General features: G+C 32.9%; 20 protein-coding genes, 2 tRNA genes and 3 rRNA genes. 19 read left to right on the forward strand and 6 right to left on the reverse strand.

Annotated features, from left to right (window positions below; genetic code table 11):
* Nucleotides 1–116 precede the first annotated feature (116 nt).
* From BV55_RS0106925 to BV55_RS0106945, 5 genes are all read left to right on the forward strand, one after another.
* Complete coding sequence (locus BV55_RS0106925; RefSeq protein WP_029452097.1) at nt 117–1,064, forward strand: ROK family protein; 948 nt, start codon at nt 117–119, stop codon at nt 1,062–1,064.
* 159 nt (nt 1,065–1,223) lie between these two features.
* A complete protein-coding gene (locus tag BV55_RS15680) occupies nt 1,224–1,388 on the forward strand; it encodes a hypothetical protein (protein ID WP_169994231.1) in 165 nt (54 codons plus the stop codon).
* Nucleotides 1,389–1,430: 42 nt separating this feature from the next.
* Complete coding sequence (locus BV55_RS15685) at nt 1,431–1,568, forward strand: hypothetical protein (RefSeq protein WP_169994233.1); 138 nt, start codon at nt 1,431–1,433, stop codon at nt 1,566–1,568.
* Nucleotides 1,569–1,853: 285 nt separating this feature from the next.
* A complete protein-coding gene (locus BV55_RS0106940; protein WP_029452098.1) occupies nt 1,854–3,092 on the forward strand; it encodes a competence/damage-inducible protein A in 1,239 nt (412 codons plus the stop codon).
* 292 nt (nt 3,093–3,384) lie between these two features.
* A complete protein-coding gene (locus tag BV55_RS0106945; protein WP_051652430.1) occupies nt 3,385–4,368 on the forward strand; it encodes a CPBP family intramembrane glutamic endopeptidase in 984 nt (327 codons plus the stop codon).
* Nucleotides 4,369–4,607: 239 nt separating this feature from the next.
* Here the strand turns inward: BV55_RS0106945 and BV55_RS15565 are convergent, their stop codons facing one another.
* Together BV55_RS15565 and BV55_RS0106955 are read right to left on the reverse strand one after the other, a co-directional pair.
* Nucleotides 4,608–4,760, reverse strand: a complete 153-nt coding sequence (locus tag BV55_RS15565) for a hypothetical protein (RefSeq protein ID WP_157469625.1) — start codon at nt 4,758–4,760, stop codon at nt 4,608–4,610.
* A gap of 224 nt (nt 4,761–4,984) precedes the next feature.
* Nucleotides 4,985–5,353 (reverse strand): hypothetical protein, encoded by a 369-nt coding sequence (locus BV55_RS0106955; RefSeq protein ID WP_198023202.1) that lies wholly within the window; start codon nt 5,351–5,353, stop codon nt 4,985–4,987.
* A gap of 214 nt (nt 5,354–5,567) precedes the next feature.
* Here BV55_RS0106955 and BV55_RS0106960 point away from each other — a divergent pair, with 214 nt between their 5' ends.
* The 6 genes from BV55_RS0106960 (at nt 5,568) to BV55_RS0106985 (ending at nt 13,080) form a co-directional block, all read left to right on the forward strand.
* Nucleotides 5,568–6,617 carry a patatin-like phospholipase family protein gene (locus tag BV55_RS0106960; protein WP_051652431.1) on the forward strand — a complete coding sequence of 350 codons (1,050 nt, stop codon included), beginning with the start codon at nt 5,568–5,570 and terminating at the stop codon, nt 6,615–6,617.
* A 41-nt stretch (nt 6,618–6,658) separates the two neighbouring features.
* The gene (locus BV55_RS0106965) at nt 6,659–7,405 is read left to right on the forward strand and encodes an NAD-dependent protein deacylase (RefSeq protein ID WP_029452102.1); all 747 of its coding nucleotides are present in this window, start codon (nt 6,659–6,661) and stop codon (nt 7,403–7,405) included.
* Nucleotides 7,406–7,928: 523 nt separating this feature from the next.
* Nucleotides 7,929–9,440, forward strand: a 16S ribosomal RNA gene (locus BV55_RS0106970).
* Nucleotides 9,441–9,926: 486 nt separating this feature from the next.
* Nucleotides 9,927–12,830 (forward strand): 23S ribosomal RNA (locus BV55_RS0106975).
* Between the two features lie 48 nt (nt 12,831–12,878).
* Nucleotides 12,879–12,995 (forward strand): 5S ribosomal RNA (gene rrf, locus BV55_RS0106980).
* The 16S, 23S and 5S rRNA genes sit together here with 1 tRNA gene alongside, the layout of an rRNA operon.
* 9 nt (nt 12,996–13,004) lie before the next feature.
* Nucleotides 13,005–13,080: transfer RNA gene (locus BV55_RS0106985), tRNA-Phe, on the forward strand.
* 57 nt (nt 13,081–13,137) lie between these two features.
* Here the strand turns inward: BV55_RS0106985 and BV55_RS0106990 are convergent.
* Complete coding sequence (locus tag BV55_RS0106990) at nt 13,138–13,881, reverse strand: hypothetical protein (RefSeq protein WP_242850859.1); 744 nt, start codon at nt 13,879–13,881, stop codon at nt 13,138–13,140.
* A 309-nt stretch (nt 13,882–14,190) separates the two neighbouring features.
* Between BV55_RS0106990 and BV55_RS0106995 the strand changes: the two genes are divergently transcribed.
* A complete protein-coding gene (locus tag BV55_RS0106995; RefSeq protein ID WP_029452104.1) occupies nt 14,191–14,937 on the forward strand; it encodes a peptidylprolyl isomerase in 747 nt (248 codons plus the stop codon).
* 116 nt (nt 14,938–15,053) lie between these two features.
* Here BV55_RS0106995 and BV55_RS0107000 read toward each other — a convergent pair whose 3' ends face one another.
* A complete protein-coding gene (locus BV55_RS0107000) occupies nt 15,054–15,878 on the reverse strand; it encodes a polysaccharide deacetylase family protein (protein WP_051652433.1) in 825 nt (274 codons plus the stop codon).
* Between the two features lie 318 nt (nt 15,879–16,196).
* On the opposite strand from BV55_RS0107000, the gene BV55_RS0107005 reads away from it, so the two are divergent.
* The 6 genes from BV55_RS0107005 to BV55_RS0107030 all read left to right on the forward strand — a co-directional run bounded on the left by BV55_RS0107005 (nt 16,197) and on the right by BV55_RS0107030 (nt 22,757).
* Nucleotides 16,197–17,546: an O-antigen ligase family protein gene (locus BV55_RS0107005; protein ID WP_029452107.1), complete on the forward strand. Its 1,350-nt coding sequence runs from the start codon at nt 16,197–16,199 to the stop codon at nt 17,544–17,546.
* Between the two features lie 5 nt (nt 17,547–17,551).
* Nucleotides 17,552–18,640 carry a glycosyltransferase family 4 protein gene (locus tag BV55_RS0107010; RefSeq protein ID WP_029452109.1) on the forward strand — a complete coding sequence of 363 codons (1,089 nt, stop codon included), beginning with the start codon at nt 17,552–17,554 and terminating at the stop codon, nt 18,638–18,640.
* 56 nt (nt 18,641–18,696) lie between these two features.
* Nucleotides 18,697–19,686, forward strand: coding sequence for a LicD family protein (locus BV55_RS0107015; RefSeq protein WP_029452110.1), 990 nt, complete (start codon nt 18,697–18,699; stop codon nt 19,684–19,686).
* Between the two features lie 17 nt (nt 19,687–19,703).
* Nucleotides 19,704–20,555, forward strand: coding sequence for a LicD family protein (locus BV55_RS0107020; RefSeq protein ID WP_029452111.1), 852 nt, complete (start codon nt 19,704–19,706; stop codon nt 20,553–20,555).
* Between the two features lie 66 nt (nt 20,556–20,621).
* On the forward strand, nt 20,622–21,731 hold the full coding sequence (locus BV55_RS0107025; protein WP_029452112.1) for a glycosyltransferase: 1,110 nt from the start codon (nt 20,622–20,624) through the stop codon (nt 21,729–21,731).
* Nucleotides 21,732–21,869: 138 nt separating this feature from the next.
* Entirely contained in the window at nt 21,870–22,757 is an 888-nt protein-coding gene (locus tag BV55_RS0107030; protein WP_084170505.1) for a LicD family protein, read from the forward strand.
* 114 nt (nt 22,758–22,871) lie between these two features.
* Here the strand turns inward: BV55_RS0107030 and BV55_RS0107035 are convergent, their stop codons facing one another.
* A complete protein-coding gene (locus tag BV55_RS0107035) occupies nt 22,872–24,218 on the reverse strand; it encodes a [Fe-Fe] hydrogenase large subunit C-terminal domain-containing protein (protein ID WP_029452114.1) in 1,347 nt (448 codons plus the stop codon).
* Nucleotides 24,219–24,477: 259 nt separating this feature from the next.
* Nucleotides 24,478–24,553 (reverse strand) — tRNA-Pro (locus BV55_RS0107040).
* A gap of 162 nt (nt 24,554–24,715) precedes the next feature.
* On the opposite strand from BV55_RS0107040, the gene BV55_RS0107045 reads away from it, so the two are divergent.
* Nucleotides 24,716–25,015, forward strand: a complete 300-nt coding sequence (locus BV55_RS0107045) for a hypothetical protein (protein ID WP_029452115.1) — start codon at nt 24,716–24,718, stop codon at nt 25,013–25,015.
* Nucleotides 25,016–25,023 lie beyond the last annotated feature (8 nt).

Here is a 25,023-nt window from a genome sequence, read left to right on the forward strand (position 1 = left end):
GATAATCATTCTATATTATAAGTTAAATATTTTGCTTTTATGATATAATAATATTATTATACAAAGACACAGGATTTTCACAACTGTACAAGCATTTTAATTTATGGAGGGTTTTTATGAAGGAATACTTTATAGGTATCGATTTAGGTGGAACTAAAATAGCGGGAGTTATAACTGACTTGAAAGGGAATATTATAAAGGAAAACATCATTAAAACTATGGCTGAATATGGCGATAAAGCTATTGTTTTAAGAATAATAAACTTAATAGAGGATTTAATAATAAGTTCAGGAAAGACTTTAGAGGATATAAGAGCTGTGGGAATTGGTTCACCAGGACCCTTGGATCCTAAAAGGGGAATAATAATCACAACTCCTAATCTACCTTTTGAAAATTTTGATATTATAACACCAATAAAAGAAAAGTTTAATGTACCGGTATTTTTAGATAATGATGCAAATGTGGCAGCTATTGGAGAATATACCTTAGGCGCTGGAAAGAACACAAAAAATATGGTATACATTACTGTAAGTACTGGAATAGGTGGAGGAGCAATAATTAATGGTAAAATATATAGAGGAAATACCTTTAATGCATTAGAAATAGGGCATATGACATTACTACCTGATGGTCCTAAATGTAACTGTGGAAACTATGGCTGTTTTGAAGCTTTAGCATCAGGAACAGCTATTTCTAAAAGAGCAAAAGAAGCAGTAGAAAGTGGCAGAGATACTTCACTTTTAAATTATTTTAAAATAACCTCCTACGAGGTATTTAAAGAAGCAGAAAAAGGTGATAGCGTATCAAGGCATATTATAGACTCAAGCTTAGAGTATCTAGGTATTGGTATTGCAAACATAATAACATTGTTTGATCCTGAAGTTATAATTTTAGGGGGTGGCGTAATGAAGGCAGGACAAATAATCTTTGATAGAATAAAAGAAGTTGTAGATCAAAGATGCTTTAAAAATATGGCTTCAGCCTGTAAGATAGTGCCCTCAGCCTTAGGAGAAAAATCAGGAGTCATAGGAGCTATAGCACTTGCCATGATGGAAACAGAATAAAAATTAAGTGAATTTAAAAAACTCTTAAAATTAATTTTAAGAGTTTTTATTTTTTTGTTTTTAATCATCTAGTATAGTAACTTTACTTTAAGTATATAAAAAAGTTACTTGGTAATAATAAGATTGTAATATATAAAAGCAAAAAGAAAGGTGAGAGATATGGCTAAAAAAGGTATGAGAAGACCAGATCCAAAAGAACCTCATGGAACAGAAAGTAACAAGAAACAAAACTTCCCTAAAAATTCAGTAGAACCAGTTCCTGAAATTCAGGGAAAAGCAAAAACCGGTAATAAAAAGGCAAAACAACCAATAGATATTCATTAGATATAACATTATATATTTAAGATTAGTAAAGGAGGCGAGAAGATGACTAAAGATAGTCAACCTGATAATAAAGTTGCTCGTGCTGAAAAATGTAATAATCAGACTCCAATTACTTCAGAAACTGCAAAAAATAAAAATAAAACATCAAAAAAACAGTCCATAAAAAGCGATCTACAATAACATAGAATAAATATATTCCCTATTAGTGCAGGTATTGTAAGCTCTGCCCTTACAAATCTACAATAATATAGAATAAACATCTTCCTTTAATATATATATAAATGATTAGTAAAATTATATAAAGGGAAGGGTTTTTTATATAACTACCTATCATTTTAATTATAAATGGTAGGTAGCTTTAATTCATTATGATATAATATTATTACATATGTTTATAAAATACACTCATAAAGAAAGGAAGTGGACGATCTACTCTTTGTTTTAATAGAGGGGAAGATTGATAGTATGAAAGCGGAGATAATAGCGGTTGGCACAGAATTATTACTTGGAGATATATTAAATACAAATGCGCAATTTTTATCTAAAGAGTTAGCAATACTTGGCATAGAGGTATATCACCAAACAGTTATAGGCGATAATGGTGAAAGACTTTTAGAAGCCTTTGATGAAGCTTTTAAAAGATGTGATGTGGTTATAACTAGTGGGGGACTTGGACCTACAAAAGATGATATAACAAAGGAAATGGCAGCAAAGTATTTCGGTAAAGAATTAACATTAAATGAAGAAGAACTAAAAAATATAGAGAAATACTTTAATAAAACAGGGAAAAAGATGACTGAAAACAATAGAAAACAAGCTTACTTCCCAAAGGATGATATTATTTTAAAAAATAATAATGGCACAGCACCTGGAGCAATAATGAAGGGCGAAAATGGAGGAATAATAATCGTATTACCAGGGCCACCAAAGGAATTAATACCTATGTTTAAGGAAAGCGTAGTTCCTTATTTAAGAAATACAACAGATAGTACATTATATTCTAAAGTTCTTAGATTGTTTGGAATAGGTGAATCTACTATGGAAGATGAAATAAAAGATATACTAGAAAGTCAAACTAATCCAACAGTAGCACCTTATGCTAAGGAATTGGATTTAATATTAAGAATTACTTCTAAGGCAAAGAATGAAGAAGAAGCAAAAAAACTTATAGAGCCTTTAGAAAAGCAAATTAGACAAAGGCTACCTCAGTATATTTATGGAGAAAATGATGATACATTAGAATCAGTAGTAGGCGAAAAACTTATAAAAGAAAATCTTACAATATCTTCAGCAGAATCTTGTACTGGTGGAATGTTATCCGCAAGGTTAGTTAATGTTCCTTCTATATCTAAGGTGTTTATTGAAGGTGCTGTGACTTATTCAAATCAAGCCAAAGTAAGCAGACTATCAGTAAAAAAAGAAACCTTAGAAAAGTATGGAGCTGTTAGTAAAGAGACAGCAATAGAAATGGCAGAAGGTATTGCGAAAACTTCTAAGACAGATATCGGTATTTCAACTACAGGTATTGCAGGACCAGATGGTGGAACTAATGAAAAGCCTGTGGGACTTGTTTATATAGGTTTATATATTAAGGGAAATACTTTAGTAAAGGAACTTAATATAAAAGGAAACAGAGAAAAGGTAAGGACTAGAGCTACTATAGAGGCTTTAAATTTTTTAAGAATAGAATTAAATAAGCTATAATTAACAAAGTAACACTAAGTAAGTATAAGTAGCAAAGCTGAACAAACAAGTTATAAATAATAAACAGGATTAAATAAGTTAAGTATAAACACAAAACCTACTTTATATTAACTGATTTTTAAATTCCCCCAGTTATAAACTGGAGGAATTTTAGGAATTGTATGAAAAAGGGAAGAGAAATTTAAACAAGTATTTAAATAACTCTTTAATGTAATTATGCTCAACATATTAGAATATATACATTAAGGAATAGTTTTAATTAACATAAATCTTTGAAAGTTAGGTGGTAATATTGAAACCTGTATTAAAGGCTAATATTTTTGCGCTGATAGTTGTCGTAGGACAAGTACTTGGAGGAATACTATTAGTACCAATATTTAAAGCTATGAATTTAACACTACCAACATTAATGATATTAACCCAATTAATATTTTTAATAGTTCCTGCAATAATATATTTCATTGTAACCAAGGAATCAATTAAAGATACATTAAAGTTAAATCCAATAGGATTTGAACAAATTCTTATACTTGTAGTTATAGTGCTATTAAGCTGGCCTGTAGCAGGATTTTTAGGTGGAATCTCTAATATATTTTTTGAAAATTTAGTTGGAGAAGCCTTTGAACTTTTAGATGGACTTTCACTTCCATTTATGATATTCGTAATGGCTGTAATGCCTGCAATTTGTGAAGAAATAGCCATGAGGGGAATAGTACTTTCAGGTTATTCTAAAAAGAGCACACTAAAAGCAGCATTAATGAGTGGATTTATATTTGGAATTATACATTTGAATCCTCAACAATTTTTATATGCATTTGCACTTGGAATATTATTTGCCTATATAGTTAGAATTACAAATTCTATATATGCAACTATGTTTTGTCACTTTATGTTTAATGGAACACAAGTAATATTATCTAAATTAGTTCTAGATATTCCAGGAGTTAAAGAAGCAAGTGAGGCTCTTGAAGCATCATCCAAACTTGAGATGTTCAAAGTTCTCATTCCACTTGGAATAATAGCTATACTATCAATTATATTAATAGTGTTTTTATTAAAGCTATTAAAAAGGACTACAGATAACAAAACATCCTTAAATATTAACCAAAAGGGTCACTTTTATCAAAATGCAAATGAAAATTCCATGGCAAACTTTGCGAAAGGTTTCAATGTAAATTATGGCGCCTTAGAATTATTAAATGAATCCATGATAAATATACCCTTTATTATCATGGTGATATTTTATTGTGTATATGTATACATTCAATATTTCTAAAAAGCATTGTGTAGGTAAAATATTTATTTAAGAAAAGAATATTTTTATAAAAGCTTAGTACAGCGATAATATATTTATTTTTTATAAAGTTTTAGTCTAAGCATAATATATCTAAACAAAAAAAGACTTTCAGATGTTTAACTGAAAGTCTTTTTTCCTTAGATATGTTTATTTTATTTAACCTAATGGATGAATTTGTTTTATCATGCATTATTTAGAGAGTACATATTTTAACAACACTAATTGGTTTTGTTTAAGTGCTTAAAAAATAACGTAACACCTACTGTAGCTGCTATGGCTATTCCAAGGCCCACTCCTATGGTTAAACTTTTTTTATTAATTATGCCTAAGTCTTTTTTCTTGCTAGGGATAAAAATTACGTTTTCTTCCATATTATAGCCTCCTATGAATTATATATTAGGTTGTAACAGGTACGTAAAATGAGCTAATTACATTAAATGAACTTATTATAATTATGGGTAATATTTCTTTATTATATTCAAGATATATTAAAGAAGTTCTTTATATAATTTTATCATATTTATCAGAAAACTCACATAAGTTTTATAATGAATTAATAATTTAGACATAAAAGGCTAATAAATCTAGAAATATTTCAATTTAATTGTTTTATAGAATCAGATTTAATCCATCCCCTACAGTTTATAGGGGAATTTGTATTTAAAGAAACCTCATACCAAGTACAATTCAAAAATTCTGATTTAATTATGATATTAACTCTAAGCGATTTTTCCATGTAAATAATAAGGGGACTTTCAACGTAAGGGGCAATGTAAAGAGGTGTATTTTCCAAAGTTATACCTTCTTGAAACTCTGATGCACTGTACTTTATTTTAATATCTTTTAAATTAAATGGGTATTTGCCAGATTTTGAAGCCTTTCCTCTTAAAACATCATTTTGTTTACTTAAGATTAAAAGTTGTTTTCTTTGATTATCTAGCTTTTCAGTTAAATAATAGTACATTGCTAAAGAGGCCAAAAGTATTATTACTATTAAAAAGAATAAAAACAATAAGCTCACTCCTAAAACTTATATTGTTACCTTATATTTATACTCATAAAACACAGAAGTTTTACCATATGTTAAGAAATTTATATTAATTTTAGTATATAATTAACTTATAGAAAACACTTTTATTTTAAATATAGGTATTCATAAAATAATAGGCGGTGGAAAAATGGGTAAGATAGGAGTTGTATTTGCAGGTGGTGGAGGTAAAGGATCATACCAAGTAGGAGTTTGGAAGGCTTTAAAAGAGCTTGGAATTGATAAACATATGGATGGTGTATCTGGAACTTCTATAGGAGCTTTAAATGGCGCTATGTTTTTGCAAGACAGTTATGAAAGTGCTGAAAATGTGTGGCTTAATATATCACAAGAAAAGATGCTTCCAGTGGATAAAAGACTTATATTAAGAAACCTTATAGTTATGGAGATATCTAGAAAGAAGCTAGAAAATATACTTCAATGGGCTGATAGAGTGGAAAAGTACGGAACTGTAACAAGAGAAGGGCTTTTAGAAATAATCGATAAAAATATTGATTATGAGGTTATAAAAAAAGAAAAGCGGCCCTTTTATGTAACTTGCACAGGTGTACCAGATCTAGAAGCAAAATATTTTAAAGTAAATGGGTATGAAGAAGAGGATATAAAATTATTATTATCAGCAACTACATCCATACCCTTAGTTTTTAATAAGGTGTTAATAGATGGTAATTATTATGTGGATGGCGGTATGAAAGACAATATACCAATAAAGCCACTATACGATGAAGGATTTAGCACAATAATAGTGATATACTTCCATAAGGAATATAGAATAAATAAAGAGGAATATCCAAACTCTAATATAATAGAAATTTTACCATCAAAGGATCAAGGTGGATGGATAAGTGGTACATTAGATTTTACTAACTTTGGATCTATTGAAAGAATAATTGATGGGTACAAAGATACACTTAATATTTTTAAAGGCGTAATGGATGATTTTAAAGAAGGTGAAGATCTAGAGCTGTACCTAAAAAATAACATGGAAATCTTAGAAAAGAACTTAGAAGAAGGTTTAGAGTATGAAACTTCTATTGAAGATAACGTAAAAAGGATAAAGCACATGAGAGTAGTAGATAACAATCTTAAAAATGTTAGAAAACTTAGAAGAAGTAATAATAGCAAAGGGATTTTTCAAAAACTTAAAGAGATTACAATATCAAATAATCAGATTAAATAAGATTTTACAAAGGTTAAATGAAAGGAGGCGTAAATTTATATATGAAACTTCAAGATAATAATGAAATAGATAGCTTAAGAGAAATAATTAATAAAAGTGACAATATAGTCTTTTTTGGTGGAGCAGGAGTATCTACAGAAAGTAATATACCAGACTTTAGATCAGAAAATGGACTTTATGGTAATGATACAAATAAGCTTTATAGCCCAGAGGAGATGTTAAGTCATAGATTCTTTTTAAATCATGAAGAGGAATTCTTTAAGTTTGTTAGAGAAAAGATGATATATCCAGATGCCAAACCAAACAAAGCTCATCTAGCACTTTCTAAACTAGAAAGTAAAGGGAAACTAAAAGCAATAATAACTCAAAATATTGATGATTTACATCAAAAGGCTGGAAGCAAAAATGTTATTGAATTGCATGGATCTTTATATAAAAATTATTGTGTTAAGTGTAAAAGAAAGTATTCATTAGAATATGTTTTAAAAAGCAAAAGCATAGTTCCTAGTTGTAGCTATTGTGGTGGAACTGTAAGGCCGGATGTAGTACTTTACGAGGAGCCACTAAATAATGAATCTATGGAAAAAGCTATTTTCTTTATAACTAAGGCAGATACTTTGATTATAGGAGGAACTTCACTTGTGGTATATCCAGCAGCAGGACTTATCAGGTATTTTAAGGGGGAAAATTTAATATTAATTAATAAAACCCCAACTAAATATGATAACAAGTGCCATCTGGTCATAAAAGGAAGTATAGGAGATAGTTTAGATAAGGCTATTACTTAAAAGTTAATATAATACTAAGATGGAACATTAGGGATTGCAATATAAAAAGGTACAAGGTTTTAATGTGCTTTATAAGAAAAACACTTCCTAGTGTATCTACTTAAGATATAATTAGATATAAATAGTAAATAGCTGAAAAGGGAATATAATTAACTTATACGGTATATAATAACTATTCTAGTAAGATAATATCATGTTATTATAAATGAGCACTCGAGAGAGACGCACAAGATTCATCAAAAGTTGACTACAATGTATAAGAAGATTTAAAATTCTAAAAAACTTGTTGACAACTAAGAAAACAGATGATATACTTACAAAGTCGCTTCGGTAAAGAAGCACATTGATCTTTGAAAATTGAACAGAAAAGATATATAAAGACCAGCAATTCTTTTGAATTATGTAATTGAGTAGATTAAACTTACTTAGAGAATTCAGATTCAGATATTCTGAAAATGGAAACTCACTCAGCAAAGCTGAGAAGTAAAAGTCTATACCAAATCCTAGATTTGGGATATACTTTTAAATTGAGAGTTTGATCCTGGCTCAGGACGAACGCTGGCGGCGTGCTTAACACATGCAAGTCGAGCGAAGTTATTCCTTCGGGAATAACTTAGCGGCGGACGGGTGAGTAACACGTGGGTAACCTGCCTCATAGAGGGGGATAGCCTTCCGAAAGGAAGATTAATACCCCATAACATAGCATTATCGCATGATAAAGTTATTAAAGGAGTAATCCGCTATGAGATGGACCCGCGGCGCATTAGCTAGTTGGTGAGGTAATGGCTCACCAAGGCCACGATGCGTAGCCGACCTGAGAGGGTGATCGGCCACATTGGGACTGAGACACGGCCCAGACTCCTACGGGAGGCAGCAGTGGGGAATATTGCACAATGGGCGAAAGCCTGATGCAGCAACGCCGCGTGAGTGATGAAGGCCTTCGGGTCGTAAAGCTCTGTCTTCGGGGACGATAATGACGGTACCCGAGGAGGAAGCCACGGCTAACTACGTGCCAGCAGCCGCGGTAATACGTAGGTGGCAAGCGTTGTCCGGATTTACTGGGCGTAAAGGGAGCGTAGGCGGATACTTAAGTGGGATGTGAAATACCCGGGCTCAACCCGGGTGCTGCATTCCAAACTGGGTATCTAGAGTGTGGGAGAGGAAAGTGGAATTCCTAGTGTAGCGGTGAAATGCGTAGAGATTAGGAAGAACACCAGTGGCGAAGGCGACTTTCTGGACCATAACTGACGCTGAGGCTCGAAAGCGTGGGGAGCAAACAGGATTAGATACCCTGGTAGTCCACGCCGTAAACGATGGATACTAGGTGTGGGGGATACCAATCCTCCGTGCCGTCGTTAACACACTAAGTATCCCGCCTGGGGAGTACGATCGCAAGATTAAAACTCAAAGGAATTGACGGGGGCCCGCACAAGCAGCGGAGCATGTGGTTTAATTCGAAGCAACGCGAAGAACCTTACCTAGACTTGACATCTCCTGAATTACCTGTAATTAGGGAAGCCCTTCGGGGCAGGAAGACAGGTGGTGCATGGTTGTCGTCAGCTCGTGTCGTGAGATGTTGGGTTAAGTCCCGCAACGAGCGCAACCCTTATTGTTAGTTGCTACCATTTAGTTGAGCACTCTAGCGAGACTGCCTGGGTTAACCAGGAGGAAGGTGGGGATGACGTCAAATCATCATGCCCCTTATGTCTAGGGCTACACACGTGCTACAATGGCGAGTACAACGAGACGCAATACCGCGAGGTGGAGCAAAACTCAAAAAACTCGTCCCAGTTCGGATTGTAGGCTGAAACTCGCCTACATGAAGCCGGAGTTGCTAGTAATCGCGAATCAGAATGTCGCGGTGAATACGTTCCCGGGCCTTGTACACACCGCCCGTCACACCATGAGAGTTGGCAATACCCGAAGTCCGTGCGCTAACGCGTAAGCGAGGCAGCGGCCGAAGGTAGGGTCAGCGATTGGGGTGAAGTCGTAACAAGGTAGCCGTAGGAGAACCTGCGGCTGGATCACCTCCTTTCTATGGAGAACTGTATTAAGATTATAGCTCGTCTATAACTCTTAGTACTAGCTGGAATTTATCTTTCTGTTCAATTTTGAAAGATCAAGTATCTTTCATGAATTAAGTCTTAGTTTAAGATTTAATGAAACATCTCCTAACGGAGATGAAAGCGAAAATGAGCTTCTCATTACATGAGAAGTAGCCGACCATCTCAAAATCGTAGATTTTGGATGTCTGGCCATGTTCTTTGAAAACTGCATATGGTTTAAAAGCAAAGTAAAACTTTAAAAAGAAAAATCTTTTGTAAGATTGAAATGATAACTCATTGATTATTTATTATGTTTTAATTGTATTTTAATATGATTAAACTTTAAAAAACTCTCTGAGTGAAGTTAGAATCTAGCAATACGAGGAAGCAACGAAGGAGGAGCGGAGTTTACCTATGGTAAATGAGCACCAGACTGAGGCAGCTGACGAAGTAGTGCGACGATTATAACGAACGAAGGTCAAGCTACAAAGGGCACATGGCGAATGCCTTGGCATCAAGAGCCGACGAAGGACGCGATAAGCTGCGATAAGCTTCGGGTAGCCGCAAATAGGCTGTGAACCGAAGATTTCCGAATGAGGAAACTCACATGGGTAAACCCCATGTATTGTATACTGAATAAATAGGTATATAAGGGTACACCCAGGGAACTGAAACATCTAAGTACCTGGAGGAAGAGAAAGAAATTCGATTTCCTAAGTAGCGGCGAGCGAAAGGGAAAGAGCCCAAACCAGAAATTTATTTCTGGGGTTGCGGACAGATCATTAAAATGGTGGTTATTTTAGCCGAATACAATTGGAAAGTTGAGCCACAGCGTGTAATAGCCACGTAGGCGAAAGAATAAAACCAAAGATCTGATCCAGAGTACCACGAGACACGTGAAACCTTGTGGGAAGCAGGGAGGACCACCTCCCAAGGCTAAATACTACTTGATGACCGATAGTGAAGAAGTACCGTGAGGGAAAGGTGAAAAGAACCCCGGAAGGGGAGTGAAATAGAACCTGAAACCGTGTGCCTACAACCGGTCAAAGCACCTTATGTGTGTGATGACGTGCTTTTTGTAGAACGAGCCAACGAGTTACGATATGTAGCGAGGTTAAGTACTTAAGGTACGGAGCCGAAGGGAAACCGAGTCTTAATAGGGCAAATAGTTGCATGTCGTAGACCCGAAACCGGGTGACCTATCCATGGCCAGGTTGAAGCAGAAGTAAAATTCTGTGGAGGACCGAACCAAATTGGTGTTGAAAAACCATGGGATGAGCTGTGGATAGCGGAGAAATTCCAATCGAACCCGGAGATAGCTGGTTCTCCTCGAAATAGCTTTAGGGCTAGCGTCGGATATGAGTAGTGGAGGTAGAGCACTGAATGGGCTAGGGGCCGTATAGGTTACCAAACTCTATCAAACTCCGAATGCCACATACTATTAGTCCGGCAGTCAGACTGCGAGTGATAAGGCCCGTAGTCAAAAGGGAAACAGCCCAGACCATCAGCTAAGGTCCCAAAGTATAGATTAAGTGGAAAAGGATGTGGGATTTCAAAGACAACTAGGATGTTGGCTTAGAAGCAGCCACTCATTAAAAGAGTGCGTAATAGCTCACTAGTCGAGAGATCCCGCGCCGAAGATGTTCGGGGCTAAAATCTATCACCGAAGCTATGGGTGTACATTTATGTACGCGGTAGAGGAGCGTCCTGTACTGGCTGAAGTCGTACCGAAAGGAGCGGTGGACGGTACAGGAGTGAGAATGTTGGCATAAGTAGCGAGAACTAGGTGAGAATCCTAGTGGTCGAAAATCTAAGGTTTCCTGGGGAAGGTTCGTCCGCCCAGGGTTAGTCGGGACCTAAGCCGAGGCCGAAAGGCGTAGGCGATGGACAATCGGTTGATATTCCGATACCACTATGTAGCGTTATTACCAATGGGGTGACGCAGGAGGATAAGATGTGCTAGCTATTGGATGCTAGTCTAAGCACTTAGGGAGTCTGGATAGGAAAATCCGTTCAGACAATTCTGAGGTGTGATGGGGAAGGTCATTTTGACCGAAGTATCTGATTCCACGCTGCCAAGAAAAGCCTCTAGGGAGCAAAATAGTGCCCGTACCGCAAACCGACACAGGTAGATGAGGAGAGAATCCTAAGACCATCGGAAGAATTGCAGTTAAGGAACTCGGCAAATTGACCCCGTAACTTCGGGAGAAGGGGTGCCTACGCAAGTAGGCCGCAGAGAATAGGCCCAAGCAACTGTTTAGCAAAAACACAGGTCTCTGCTAAAGCGAAAGCTGAAGTATAGGGGCTGACGCCTGCCCGGTGCTGGAAGGTTAAGGGGAATGCTTAGCGTAAGCGAAGGTATGAACTTAAGCCCCAGTAAACGGCGGCCGTAACTATAACGGTCCTAAGGTAGCGAAATTCCTTGTCAGGTAAGTTCTGACCCGCACGAATGGCGTAATGACTTGGGCACTGTCTCAACTGCAAATCCGGCGAAATTGTAGTGCCAGTGAAGATGCTGGCTACCCGCGATTGGACGGAAAGACCCCGTAGAGCTTTACTGTAGCTTAGCATTGAATTTCGGTATTGTCTGTACAGGATAGGTGGGAGACTGAGAAACTGGGGCGTCAGCTTCAGTGGAGTCACCCTTGGGATACCACCCTGACAGTACTGAGGTTCTAACGGATACCCATGAAACTGGGTGCCGGACATTGTTAGGTGGGCAGTTTGACTGGGGCGGTCGCCTCCTAAAAAGTAACGGAGGCGCCCAAAGGTTCCCTCAGAACGGTCGGAAATCGTTCGAAGAGTGCAAAGGCAGAAGGGAGCCTGACTGCGACACCTACAAGTGGAGCAGGGACGAAAGTCGGGCTTAGTGATCCGGTGGTACCTCGTGGGAGGGCCATCGCTCAACGGATAAAAGCTACCTCGGGGATAACAGGCTGATCTCCCCCAAGAGTCCACATCGACGGGGAGGTTTGGCACCTCGATGTCGGCTCGTCGCATCCTGGGGCTGAAGTAGGTCCCAAGGGTTGGGCTGTTCGCCCATTAAAGCGGCACGCGAGCTGGGTTCAGAACGTCGTGAGACAGTTCGGTCCCTATCCGTCGCGGGCGTAGGAAATTTGAGAGGAGCTGTCCCTAGTACGAGAGGACCGGGATGGACTGACCTCTGGTGTACCAGTTGTCACGCCAGTGGCATTGCTGGGTAGCTATGTCGGGACGGGATAAACGCTGAAAGCATCTAAGCGTGAAGCCCACCTCAAGATTAGATTTCCCATAGCGTAAGCTAGTAAGACCCCTTGAAGAACACGAGGTTGATAGGTCAGAGGTGTAAGTGCAGTAATGTATTAAGCTGACTGATACTAATAGGTCGAGGGCTTGACCAAATTATTTTAAACCATATGCAGTTTTGAAAGAACAAAATCTTTCAAAGATCCGGTGATTATGGCTTAGTGGTAACACCCCTTCCCATTCCGAACAGGATGGTTAAGCACTAAAGCGCTGATGGTACTACAAGGGAAGCCTTGTGGGAGAGTAAGTCGTCGCCGGGTGAAAACTTTGGCTGGATAGCTCAGTCGGTAGAGCAGAGGACTGAAAATCCTCGTGTCCCTGGTTCGATTCCTGGTCTAGCCACCATCATAAAAAGCCTAGTTAATACTAGGCTTTTTATATTTGCATAATATTTATATTAAATTAAGCATTTTTAGGTAAGTTATCACTGGTTATTATTGGAGGCAACTTAGGAAATTCATAGTCTTCTTTAGGTAATTCTTGTAGTGCCTTAATAACACCTTCTAGATTACTTGAAAGGCTCAGATGATTTTCTCTTAGTATATGCTCTAAGTTTTGATTTTCAAAGTCTAACCATCTCATATATCGTTCTCTTTCTCTTACGTAAAGATCGTAATTATCCAATTCTTTTATAGAGTCAATTACCTCACTACATAAAAAGAAGTTACATACATAGGTCCTATATTTTGCTGGTATAGTACAACCATATCCTTCTTTAGCAAAAGGACAACATCTAAAAAACATAGTCTTATCATTAATCTTCGTTAACTCATTAGATAAATTAGCTTCATTGATAACCATTTTAAAATTGTTATTTGAATAGGAATCAATATCAAAATAGTTATTAGACATGTAGTTTTCATAGCCTTCCTTATCAAAGTATCCCTTAGCATGAATGTAGTATTCATGGAGTATGGTACCAGGATTATTTACTATACTATGTAATGTTTGTAGTCCATCTATGCTCTTGCACATATTGTGAAGATCTACTAAATAAAATTTAGGAAAATAAAAACAACATCCTCTGTTTTTAATTTTGCACAAGCTAACACCAAAAAGACTATTACACCTGTTGCAATAGGTACATCCGTACCTAGGGGTAGTTTTATCTAAATCTACATATATACCGCTTGTAATATTAATCACCCCTTAGTTGAAAGTAAAACTTTCACATATTAAGTATAAAACTATATACATAATAGATACAATGTTCCTATGAGGTTGTGTGGGACAATAGGGGATTGCTACATCTAATTAGAAGGATGTATATAGGTTTAATATAAAAATGTAATTAAATAGAATTAAATAGAATTTAGTGGAATTACATAAAACCAAGGTCTATACATGTTTTATGTATTCTTTCTGATTCTTCTTTAAAACACTAGAGCCTTTATGGTAATATAGTAGTATCGCAACAATTTAAGGCGAAATAATCTTATTTTAAGGAGAGTTATTATGGAAAATAAAGTTTTAGCTAGAGTTGGGGATGTAAGCATTACTCAAAATGATGTAGAAGAAACAATGAAGAGATTTCCACAAGAAAGGCAAGCTTACATAGATTCAGAGATTGGAAGAAAACAATTATTAGAGCAAATAATTTCTTTTGAACTTATGTATAAGCATGGAAAAGAATTAGGATTTGATAATGATAAGGAATTTTTAGAGCATGCGAAGAAGATGGAAAAAGAGTTATTAACTCAATTTACTATAGCTAGGGTTTTAGCTGAAATGCCTATTACAGATGAAGAAATAGCATCATTTTATGCTGAAAATAATAATATGTTTAAAGAAGAAGAGTCAGTAAGTGCTAAACATATTTTAGTAGAATCTTTAGAAAAAGCTAAGGAAATAGAAAAAGAAATGGCAGACGGATTAAGTTTTGAAGACGCTGCAAGAAAATATTCATCTTGTCCATCTAGCCAAAACGGTGGAGATCTTGGAAGCTTTACAAGAGGGAAAATGGTTCCTGAATTTGAAGAAGCAGCATTTAAGTTAAATGTTGGAGAAGTAAGTGAACCTGTACAAACTCAATTCGGATATCATATTATAAAAACTGAAGAAAAGTCAGATCCTAAAGTTAAATCATTAGAAGAAGTTAAAGATGTTATAAAAGATAATCTTCTTCAAGAAAAACAAAACAAAAAATATATGGACATGACAGAAGAATTAAAAGTAAAATATAATGTAGAATATGAGAAATAATTAAAAGAAACGAAGATAATTAACAAAAACAATTAAAAAAATAAAAAGTGTCTTTATATAAAGGCACTTTTTTTGGTTAAGTATTTAAATATAATCTGTAAGGTCTTTAATAGGAATTAAAATTTAGATAATATTATTCTTCTAAGCTTTCTAAATTTATACTTTCCCATATAATAATTATTTTTTTCAACTTTACCAAGAAAGTTGTCCATATCTTCAATAACTGCTCTCCTACTGATTTCAAACACATCAGTATCCTCATTGGTATATTGGTCTAAGATGCCTATAGCTCCCTTATAACCTAAGTTCTTGGCTATCTTTTTTGACTCATCATTACAAGAACCGTAAGGATAAGCTATGTAGTTAACAGGTTTACCTAATATTTTTTCTAGAGCAATCTTTGAGTCTGATAACTCTTTTTCTTGATCCTCGTTAGATAAAGTAGAAAGGTCCCTATGGGTTACGGTATGTGATCCTATTTCCACTCCATTTTCACTTAACTCTTTAATCTGGGAAGAGGTTAAAAAATAATCATCTTTATCTGTTTTATCAGTTTGTACAAAAACAGTAGCTTTAAATCCATACTGCTTTAGTAGAGGATATACTATGGTGTAATTATCTTTGTACCCATCATCAAAGGTTAATACTACACTTTTTCTAGGAATCTTTTTCCCAGTATTTAGATGGTCGTATAGCTCATCTAAAGTTAAAGTTTTAAAACCGTTAGCTTTTAAATACTTTAGTTGTTTTACAAAATATTTTTTACTTATAGTTATTTCAGAAACCTTAGTTTCTTGAACAGAATGATACATCAAAACAGGTATTTTATCTTCAAATTTTTGATAAAACGTAAAGGATATAATTGAAACAAATATAAGAGAAAAGGTTATTAATAGCAAAATTTTATGATGAGAAGACTTTGTGCTATTTTTAGTTTCCACATTAACACCTCCAATAAGTGAGGAAATCATAAATGAATATTATAATTCAAAATAAAACTAAGTAAATACCCTTTACTATTATAAACCTAAAATAACATGAGAAAAATTACAAATTAGTAACGTTTGTATAAAATATATTAAAAATGTGAAACGGATTAGTGGATTATGGCCGCATTAATAGGTATAATATCCAATAAAAGTTTTATTACTTGACAGTAAATTTAATTATTTATATACTCTATTTATTGCACAAAATTAACTATAGTGATAGGATTATAAATTGGAATATAAACTTTCATATAACTAGGAGGTGCTGGATTGACCAGTAAAAATAAAAATTCGTATATAGAGACACTTATACCCATAATTATATTATTTGTATCAACCACAGGATGGTATTCATTAGATTATGTAGGGATGAAAGCCTTTTGGATAGGGTTTTTAGTATTATCCTTTACCTATGCATTTTTAATCCTAAAAGATTTTAGAAGGAATATAGATATAAAAAAGCTAGTAACTAATAAATATAATATACTTCTCATTTTATATTCTGTATGGGTTAGCATAAGTTACTTATATAATTATCAGGGACGAGGCTCTTTATTATATACATTCAAAGTTTGGTTTATGATTATATTTTATATAATTTTAACTGAAATTTACATTTATAATATAACAAAAGAAAATAAAAAGATTTTAATACATAATATATCAAAATTTATATTCATACTTGGTGTATTCCATTCAGTGGTAGGACTATATCAATTCATAACTTTATCTAACAAGATTTTTGGAGTAGTTATAAGTGATTGGCCTTCTTATAATCCAGCGGCTATGTATGGAAACGTAAATGGATTTGGAACTTATCTTTTTATATCAATTATATGTGGCTTTAATTTATTCATAGAAGGATTAAATAAAAAGAGCAATAAATATACAGCTTTTTTATTAATATTTCAAATGTACATGATTTATTTAACAGTAGCTAGAACAAGTATTGTAGCTTTAATTGCATATTTTGTATTCATTTTTATTCTCCTTTTGGCTAAAAAGAAAGAATTATTAGTTGAAATATTTTCTAAAAATAATGTTATACTATTTATAGTATGTAACTTAATAATGTTTTCTATTATAAAGCTTCCAGAATATAGAGGATACATAAATAAGTTACTTAATAAAGATTATGTTTCAGAAGAAAGAACAGCAGATGATATGCTAAAAGAAAAAAACAGCAAGGGGTTTAATAATAGAAATATTATATGGAAGGCTGTAGGTGATAACTACAAAGAATACATTTATTTTGGAGATGGATTAAAATATAATATTTTGGATAGAATAGATGTAGTTAATGTTATAAGTGAAAGAAGTGAAGGGGTAGATAGAATAAGTTACCATAACACTTTAGTTAGATATTTTGCATCTAATGGGATGCTTGGACTTGTACTATTTTTAGCAATGTATTTTGCTATACCGCTAAAACTTACTATTAATATGATAAAACGTAGAGAAATAGAAATTGAATCCTCCATTATAATTATTTTATTAGCTGTAATATTTATGTATATGCAAATGGAAGAGGTTTATATAGGGGAAATAGGATTTATGTCTATAATAACTAATTTTGTATTGGGCTATGGAAGCACCCTTTTAACGAAAAGACAGAGGTGAAGTTAATGAATGTATTATTTATAGGCGTAAGATGGGATAATGAAGAAGATATAACCTCAGCGCCTCAAAAAATAGGAAATATTCTTTATAATAGACTTTCTAAAGATAAAGAAAACTTTTATTTTTATGGATTACAGACAAATGAATCACCAGGTGAAAAGGTAGAATTTGAAAATGTAAATGAAAAAGAAGCAAGAGGAGATTTAAAGCATATCTCTTCTTATATAAAAGATAAAGATATAAAGGTAATTTATATTGCAAGGTATCATTCATCCATTGCAATATACGCTACTTACCTTAAGTTTAAGCATAAGGTTAAGATAGTTTATACAATGCATGGACTCGTAAAAAAAGAAAAAGTTATAAATGGATCCTTTAAGGCGAGGCATGCTTTTATTGAAGGAGTTTTCTTAAAAAGATGTGATAAAATAATAGCTGTTTCGAAAGACTTAAAATTAGAAGTGTTAAAGTATTATCCTTCGCTTTTAGAAGAAAACATTGAAGTTATAAATAATGGGGTAAGCATAATACCCATAAAAGAAAAGATAGATATAAGAAGTCTTTATAATATTGAAGCAGATAAAAACACATTATTTACTGTAGGAGTAAGAAAGATAAAAAACATAGATACAATTTTAGAAAGCTTTATAAATAATAAAGATCTTTATGAAAACTCTTGTTTGTTAGTAACAGGAGAAAAGGATAGTGAGTATTCTATAAGCATAATGGACAAATATAAAAATTATGCCCACATAGTGTTCACAGGATATGTAGATACTAATATGATCAATAATATTTATGAGGAAATGGATGTATTTATTCAAATAAGTGAGTTTGAAACTTTTGGTATGTCTATAGTAGAGTCACTACTTCATAAAAAACATGTTATAATATCATCAAGTCTTCCTATTGCAAAATATTTTAACGCGGATGAAGTTAGATTTTATAATAAAAATAAAGATGATTTGTCTTTATTAATATTAGATACATTAAGAAGTGATGATATGAATCAAAAGGGCTACGAAAAGGCCAGAGAGTTATTTCATTGGGATAAGATTAAAGAAGACTATTATAATTTGTTTATGAGATTGTAGTTTATAGGTTATATTATATATAATATTAAACTAATAAATATAAAGAGGGTATATATATGGAATTAGTATATAAGGAAAAACTTAAAGAAAATATTGAAGAAGGTTTAAAGACCCAGCATAAGGTTGATTTCGATGAATTGTTTCCAGATAAAAGATTAGAAAATTTAAAAGAAACTGAGCTTAGACAATGTCAGCTAATACTACTTAGAATACTAAAGATAGTAACTTATGTTTGTGAAAAAAATTCATTAACATACTGGCTAGATTCAGGTACACTTCTTGGTGCTGTGAGACATGAAGGATTTATACCCTGGGATGATGATATAGATATAGCGATGCCAAGAGAGGACTACGAGAAGTTCTTAAAAGTTGCAAAAGAGGAACTTCCAGATGATCTATATGTACAAAATTTAGATACTACAGAATTTGCAGGAAATACATGGACTCAAATAAAGGATAGAAAAAGTAAGATAGTTTTATCAGAAGATGCTAAATATCATCAAGGACTTTATATTGATATATTTCCAATGGATTCTTATTCTAATAATTTCTTTAAAAGAAACTTTGTTGAAAAAATACACAAGCTTTCATATATAAAAGTACAAGCTATAAATGCCCCCTTAAAAAAGCCAATTTTAAAGGGAATGAATTTTCCTAAAAATATAATTAAGATTCTTTTGAAAATAGTGTTTTTTGTATTTGCTATATTTGATTATAATAAAATATATGAGATGAATATAAAATCTAAAAATAAAAGAATAGAAAATATAAAGAAAAATTCTAAGACTAATTATGGTTATGGCACAGAAGTTTTAAATTGGGATGTGGGTTTTAATGCAGAAGATGTTTTACCAATTACTAAAAAGATGAAATTTGAAGATGCAGAATTTATGGTTCCAAGAAATACAGATGCTATCCTAAAAGAACTATATGGAAATTATATGCAAATACCAAATGTAGACAAGCAGGTCTACCACAACCTTAGTTTAAAATCTGTATTAACAAAAGAAGAAGAGGAAGAACTTAATAGAAGATTTTATTATTAAAGTTATGAGGTGTAAAAATGGATAATAAGGCTGATAATACTAAGGACAGTAATTTGCAAAAAGCTCAAAGAAGGATGCTAGAAATATTAAAAGATGTAGATAAAATGTGTAGGGAAAATGATATAAGCTATTGGTTAGATTCTGGAACTCTTTTAGGGGCGGCAAGACACAAAGGTTTCATACCTTGGGATGATGATATAGATATTGTAATGCCAAGGTCTGACTATGAAAGATTTAAGCTTATAGCTAAGGAAAAGCTACCTAAACACTTATTTTTACAAACTAATTATTCAGATTTAGAATATGACATGCTATGGACTAAGGTTAGGGATAATAATAGTGAAATTGTGGAATATAAGATAGGAAATTATCATAATGGTTTGTTTATTGATATATTCCCAATGGATGATTACACTGACACAGATAAGTATCTAAAGTATAAGAAAAAGTTTAATCCTATTTATAGAACATTAATTTTAGTAAAAGAGCCCTTCGAAAAGGTTAAAAGTAAAAAGATATTTATAAAAAATATTATAAAGTTTTTTGCAAAGGTTATATTATTCCCATTTACATTCATGGAAAAGAAAAAGGTTTTTGATTATATATATAAGAAAAGAGATAAATACATACAAAAATCTAAGGGTGAAGACAATGATATTATAGGGTATTCAATGGAAGTTGCCTATTGGAACTTTTATATTGAAAAGAAAAATATATTTCCATTAACAGAAATTCAATTTGAAGATGGCATATTTTATGCACCTTATAACTATGATGCTTATCTTACTAAACTTTTTGGAAATTACATGGAGTTACCTCCTGAAAATGAAAGAATACCGCATAACTTAGAGCTAATAATTAAAGAGTAAGATAAATTAAGGTGCTTATATTATGTAGGCATCTTAAAGTTTATTTAAATAGAAGGTGAGTGTGCTATGGAAAAGTTAAAAGTCATGCATGTAGTTACTACAGATAAATTAAGTGGTGCTGAAAAGGTAGTTTTAGATATTGAAAGTAATTTAGATAAAGAAAGATTTTTGCCCTTTGCTCTTTGCAAAGGCGGAGACCTTAAAGATTTATACGAAAACGCAGGAATTAAAACTTATGTGGCAGATCTTAGTTCGTTAAATCCTAGAGAAATAAAAAAACTTAAAGCTTATTTAAAAGAAAGTTCAATAGATATCTTGCATGCTCATGACGTTAAAGCATCCATAGCAGCTAGGATAGCGTCTAAAGGCCTTAATATACCGATGATATCACATATGCATAGTTCCTATCCTTGGTTAGAAGGTATGTCCCCATTAAAGTATATAGATGCATTTTATAGGGGGAGCTACAAAATGTCCATTGCCTGTTCGGATATGGTAAAAGAGCATTACCTAAAATATAATAAAAAAATTTCAAAAGATAAGATTAAGGTATTAAATAATTCTTTTAATTTTAATGAACTTAAGGGTAAATCCATAATTCCAAAGGAAGAAATGAGGCATAAGCTTAATATTAAAAATGATACTTATGTATTTGGTTTTCTTGGAAGGCTTTTAGATATAAAAGGGGTAGACCTTTTGATAAATAGTTTTAATGAGATATCTAAAAAGATACAAGGAAGTATGCTTGTAATAGTAGGAGATGGGCCTGAGAGAGAAAGATTAGAGGCAATGGTCAAAGATTATGGACTAGAGAAAAAGGTATTATTTGAAGGATATCAAAAGGATGTATATAGCTATCTTAATATGTTTGATACATTTATATTACCCTCAAAGCTAGAAGGACTACCTATGGCTGTATTAGAAGCTATGGCAATGAAAATACCAGTGATTTCAACCCCGGTTGCAGGTGTGAAAAATCTTATTAAGGATAATTATAATGGCATAATACTAAAAACAAGAGATGAAAAAAGTCTTTATGAAGCAATGACGAAAATGTATTACTTAAAAGATGAAAGAAATATAATGGTGGAAAACGCATATAAATATTTGTTTGAAAACTATAATATAGATATATATATGAACAATCTTCAAAATATTTATAAAAATATAGTATAATAGAATTTAGAGAATATAGTATAATAGAGTTTATAAAAAACAATGTTCAAGAAAAAATAATATTTAAATAATCTAGTTTTATATAATATAAATGTTAAACCTAGATTAATTATAATTGTAATGGAGAGAAGATAAATAATGTCGATAAAAGATGAATTAAGTGCCCTAGATGATGTAGATGATCATTTATGCAGTAGAGTTAAAGAAAATAATATTAACACTATAGCTACAGCTTGCTCCTTAAAGGAAGCTCAAGGTATAATGCTAAATATACTAAAAGAAGTACACAAACTATCTGAAAAGTATGGTCTAACATATTTTATTACAGATGGAACACTTTTAGGTGCAGTAAGGCATAAGGGATTCATACCTTGGGATGACGATTTGGATATAGCAATGCCTAGAAATGATTATGAAATATTTAAAGAAGTAGCAAAAGATGAGCTACCAAAGGAGCTTTTTTTACAGACAGTAGATACAGATCCAAATTATGATTTGTACAATATACCTATGAAGATAAGACATAACAGTAGTGTGCTTATAGAAAAGGGTGAGGAAGAAAAAACCTACCATAATGGTATATATATTGACATATTTCCTCTAGATAGGGTTCCAGATACAAGATTAAAGCATGGAATCCAAAAAGGTTTATCCAAGCTTTTAATTAATATGAAAATGGATATTAGCTTTGAAGATGGTATAAATATAAAGTCTATAACAAGGTCCTTTCTTCAACTTATAGGTAAACTTATACCTTATAGGACAGTTAGAAAAATATTGTATTCTACACTAAAGTGGAGCAAGAGATCAAAATCACCTAATTTTTATTATGGAGTAGATCTTACATGGCCAAATGAGTTTAGTGAAGAGGAAATTTTCCCACTAACACTTATGGAATTTGAAGGTGAAAAGTTTTGGGGACCAAAGGATTTCAATTCTTTGCTTACAAAAACTTATGGAGATTACATGAGCCTTCCAAAAGAAGAGGAACGAGAAATGCATTCAACCTTTATAGGATTAAAATAAGAAATTAAAGATGAAACAAAAACAGATATATTTTAGCAAAACAATAAAAAGAGATAATAAAAAGCTTACAGTTTAATTTATAACTGTAAGCTTTTTATATTACTAGATTAAAGGTTAAAAATGTCTTTCAAAGATTTCTATTTTCTTTTCATCTGTGAAGTCTTTTCTAGAGGTTATATTTATTCTACCAAGGATATCATCCATTATTTCGCTATGAGTGGCTACCTTTATGGTGGAAGCTGTAGCAAAGTCATCTACAAACCTTTTACCATCTTCCTTAGGTATTAGTGCTTTAGGACCACCAACACAACCTCCAACGCAGCCCATGCCTTCTATAAAGTTAGCTTTAAGAGTTCCGTTTTTAACTTGTTCTAGCACAACCTTACATTCCTTAACGCCATTTGCTTGAATTGGATTTAATAACTTATGTTTTTCAGGATACATATCTTCAAGTGCATCGGATACTGCCTTTGATACTCCACCAGTTCTTGCATATAATCTTCCTCCCTTAGATGCATATTCCATAGAAGGAACACCAGTAAGAGTTGAAGGATTTATATCTAAGGCTTCAAATATATCACGAAGCTCATGGAAGGTTAAAACATAATCGATGTCTCCCGCAAGATCCTTTTCTTTAGCTTCAGCTTTTTTAGCTATACAAGGTCCTACAAATACAACCTTGCAATCTTTGTTTAAAGCTTTTAAAACCCTGCCAGAAGCTATCATAGGTGACACAGAAGGGGACACATATTTAACAAGGTCCGAATAAACCCTTTTTAGCATGCCTACCCACATAGGACAGCAACAAGAAGTAATCATAAGGTCTTCCTTAGTTTTTACAAGGTGATCAAATTCTACGGCTTCTTTTAAGGTTAGCATATCAGCAAAGAATGCTACCTCTACCATATCTTTAAATCCTAATTTTATAAAGGCAGCTCTTAACTGATCCATGGTAACATCTGCACCAAATTGACCAGAAATTGCAGGAGCTACAGCTGCGATTACAGGTTTATCAGATTTAAGTAAGTCTAGTACAGGTAAAAATTCCACCCTATCTACAAGGTTACCACTATCACAGGCCTCAACACAAAGCCCACAATCAGCGCAAGCTTCCATATCTATGTAAGTTGTTTTTTTAATTGGGTCCACCAATATAGCATTAAAAGGACAGACACTTTGACAGACGGTAGTTTTACCATCTTTAGAACAACTCATATCACAATCCTTTAATTTTTCTACTACTCTATTTTTTGATTGATAAGCAGTAATTGCTTTTCTTAAACTAATTATAAAGTCATCACCATAATCAATGTCCACGCCACATAAGGTGGAAATTACTTTACCCAAGGTTTCTTTATTAGTTGCCTCATCTTTAAGTAGGCTTTCTACCTGCGTATCAAAGGTATCATTATAATAACTTGAAACCAAGAGCTTAAATATATCATTGTACTTTTTATTCATAAAAATCCTCCTTCCATAGTAACAGCTTACTATAGGTCCTATTATAAGAGTTTGTCATTAACATATGAATATTATACCAATACTTGCGATTATATGACATAATTTTATATGTAACATTTTCATAAATATTCACGAAGAAAAATAGGGAATTTATAATAATTACAACTTTCCATAAGATTTAAAAATAAAACATATATAAACATGGTATTATAAAAAATAATATCAAAAAAAGAGATATAGAAAACTATATCTCTTTTTTTGGTCGGGGTGACAGGGATTGAACCTGCGACCTCATGGTCCCAAACCACGCGCGCTCCCATCTGCGCTACACCCCGCTAACAAAACTTATTATAGTACAATGTCTTTTATAAGTCAATGTATATTAATAACATTGGTGTGTGATATAATTATAAAATAAGTCTTAAGTTTAAATGGAGTTTTCTTATAGAACAATTTTGGAAATAGTATTAGTATATTATTAGAAATGAGGAATGTTTATGAAAGCCACAACAGTAGTTATGTTTGTAACCAGTATCTTCTTTATAATCTTTGGAATAATTGTTTTATCTAATAAGAAATTTCGAGAAAAGATGATAAGTTCTACAAAAAATATTAGGGATAAAGAAGGATATATAAGATTTAATGCAAAATATAATATTATTATAGGAAGTCTAGGGTTAATAGTTGCTGTAGTTGATAATTTTACATCTGAGGGTAAAATTACATTAGTAATGTTCATAGGAGTTATGCTAGGTGCTTCTTTAATGCAATCCATGAAGGTAAAAAAATATCTATAAACATAGCT

It is taken from the genome of Clostridium algidicarnis (assembly GCF_000703125.1).
Taxonomy (GTDB): Bacteria; Bacillota; Clostridia; order Clostridiales; family Clostridiaceae; genus Clostridium_L; species Clostridium_L algidicarnis.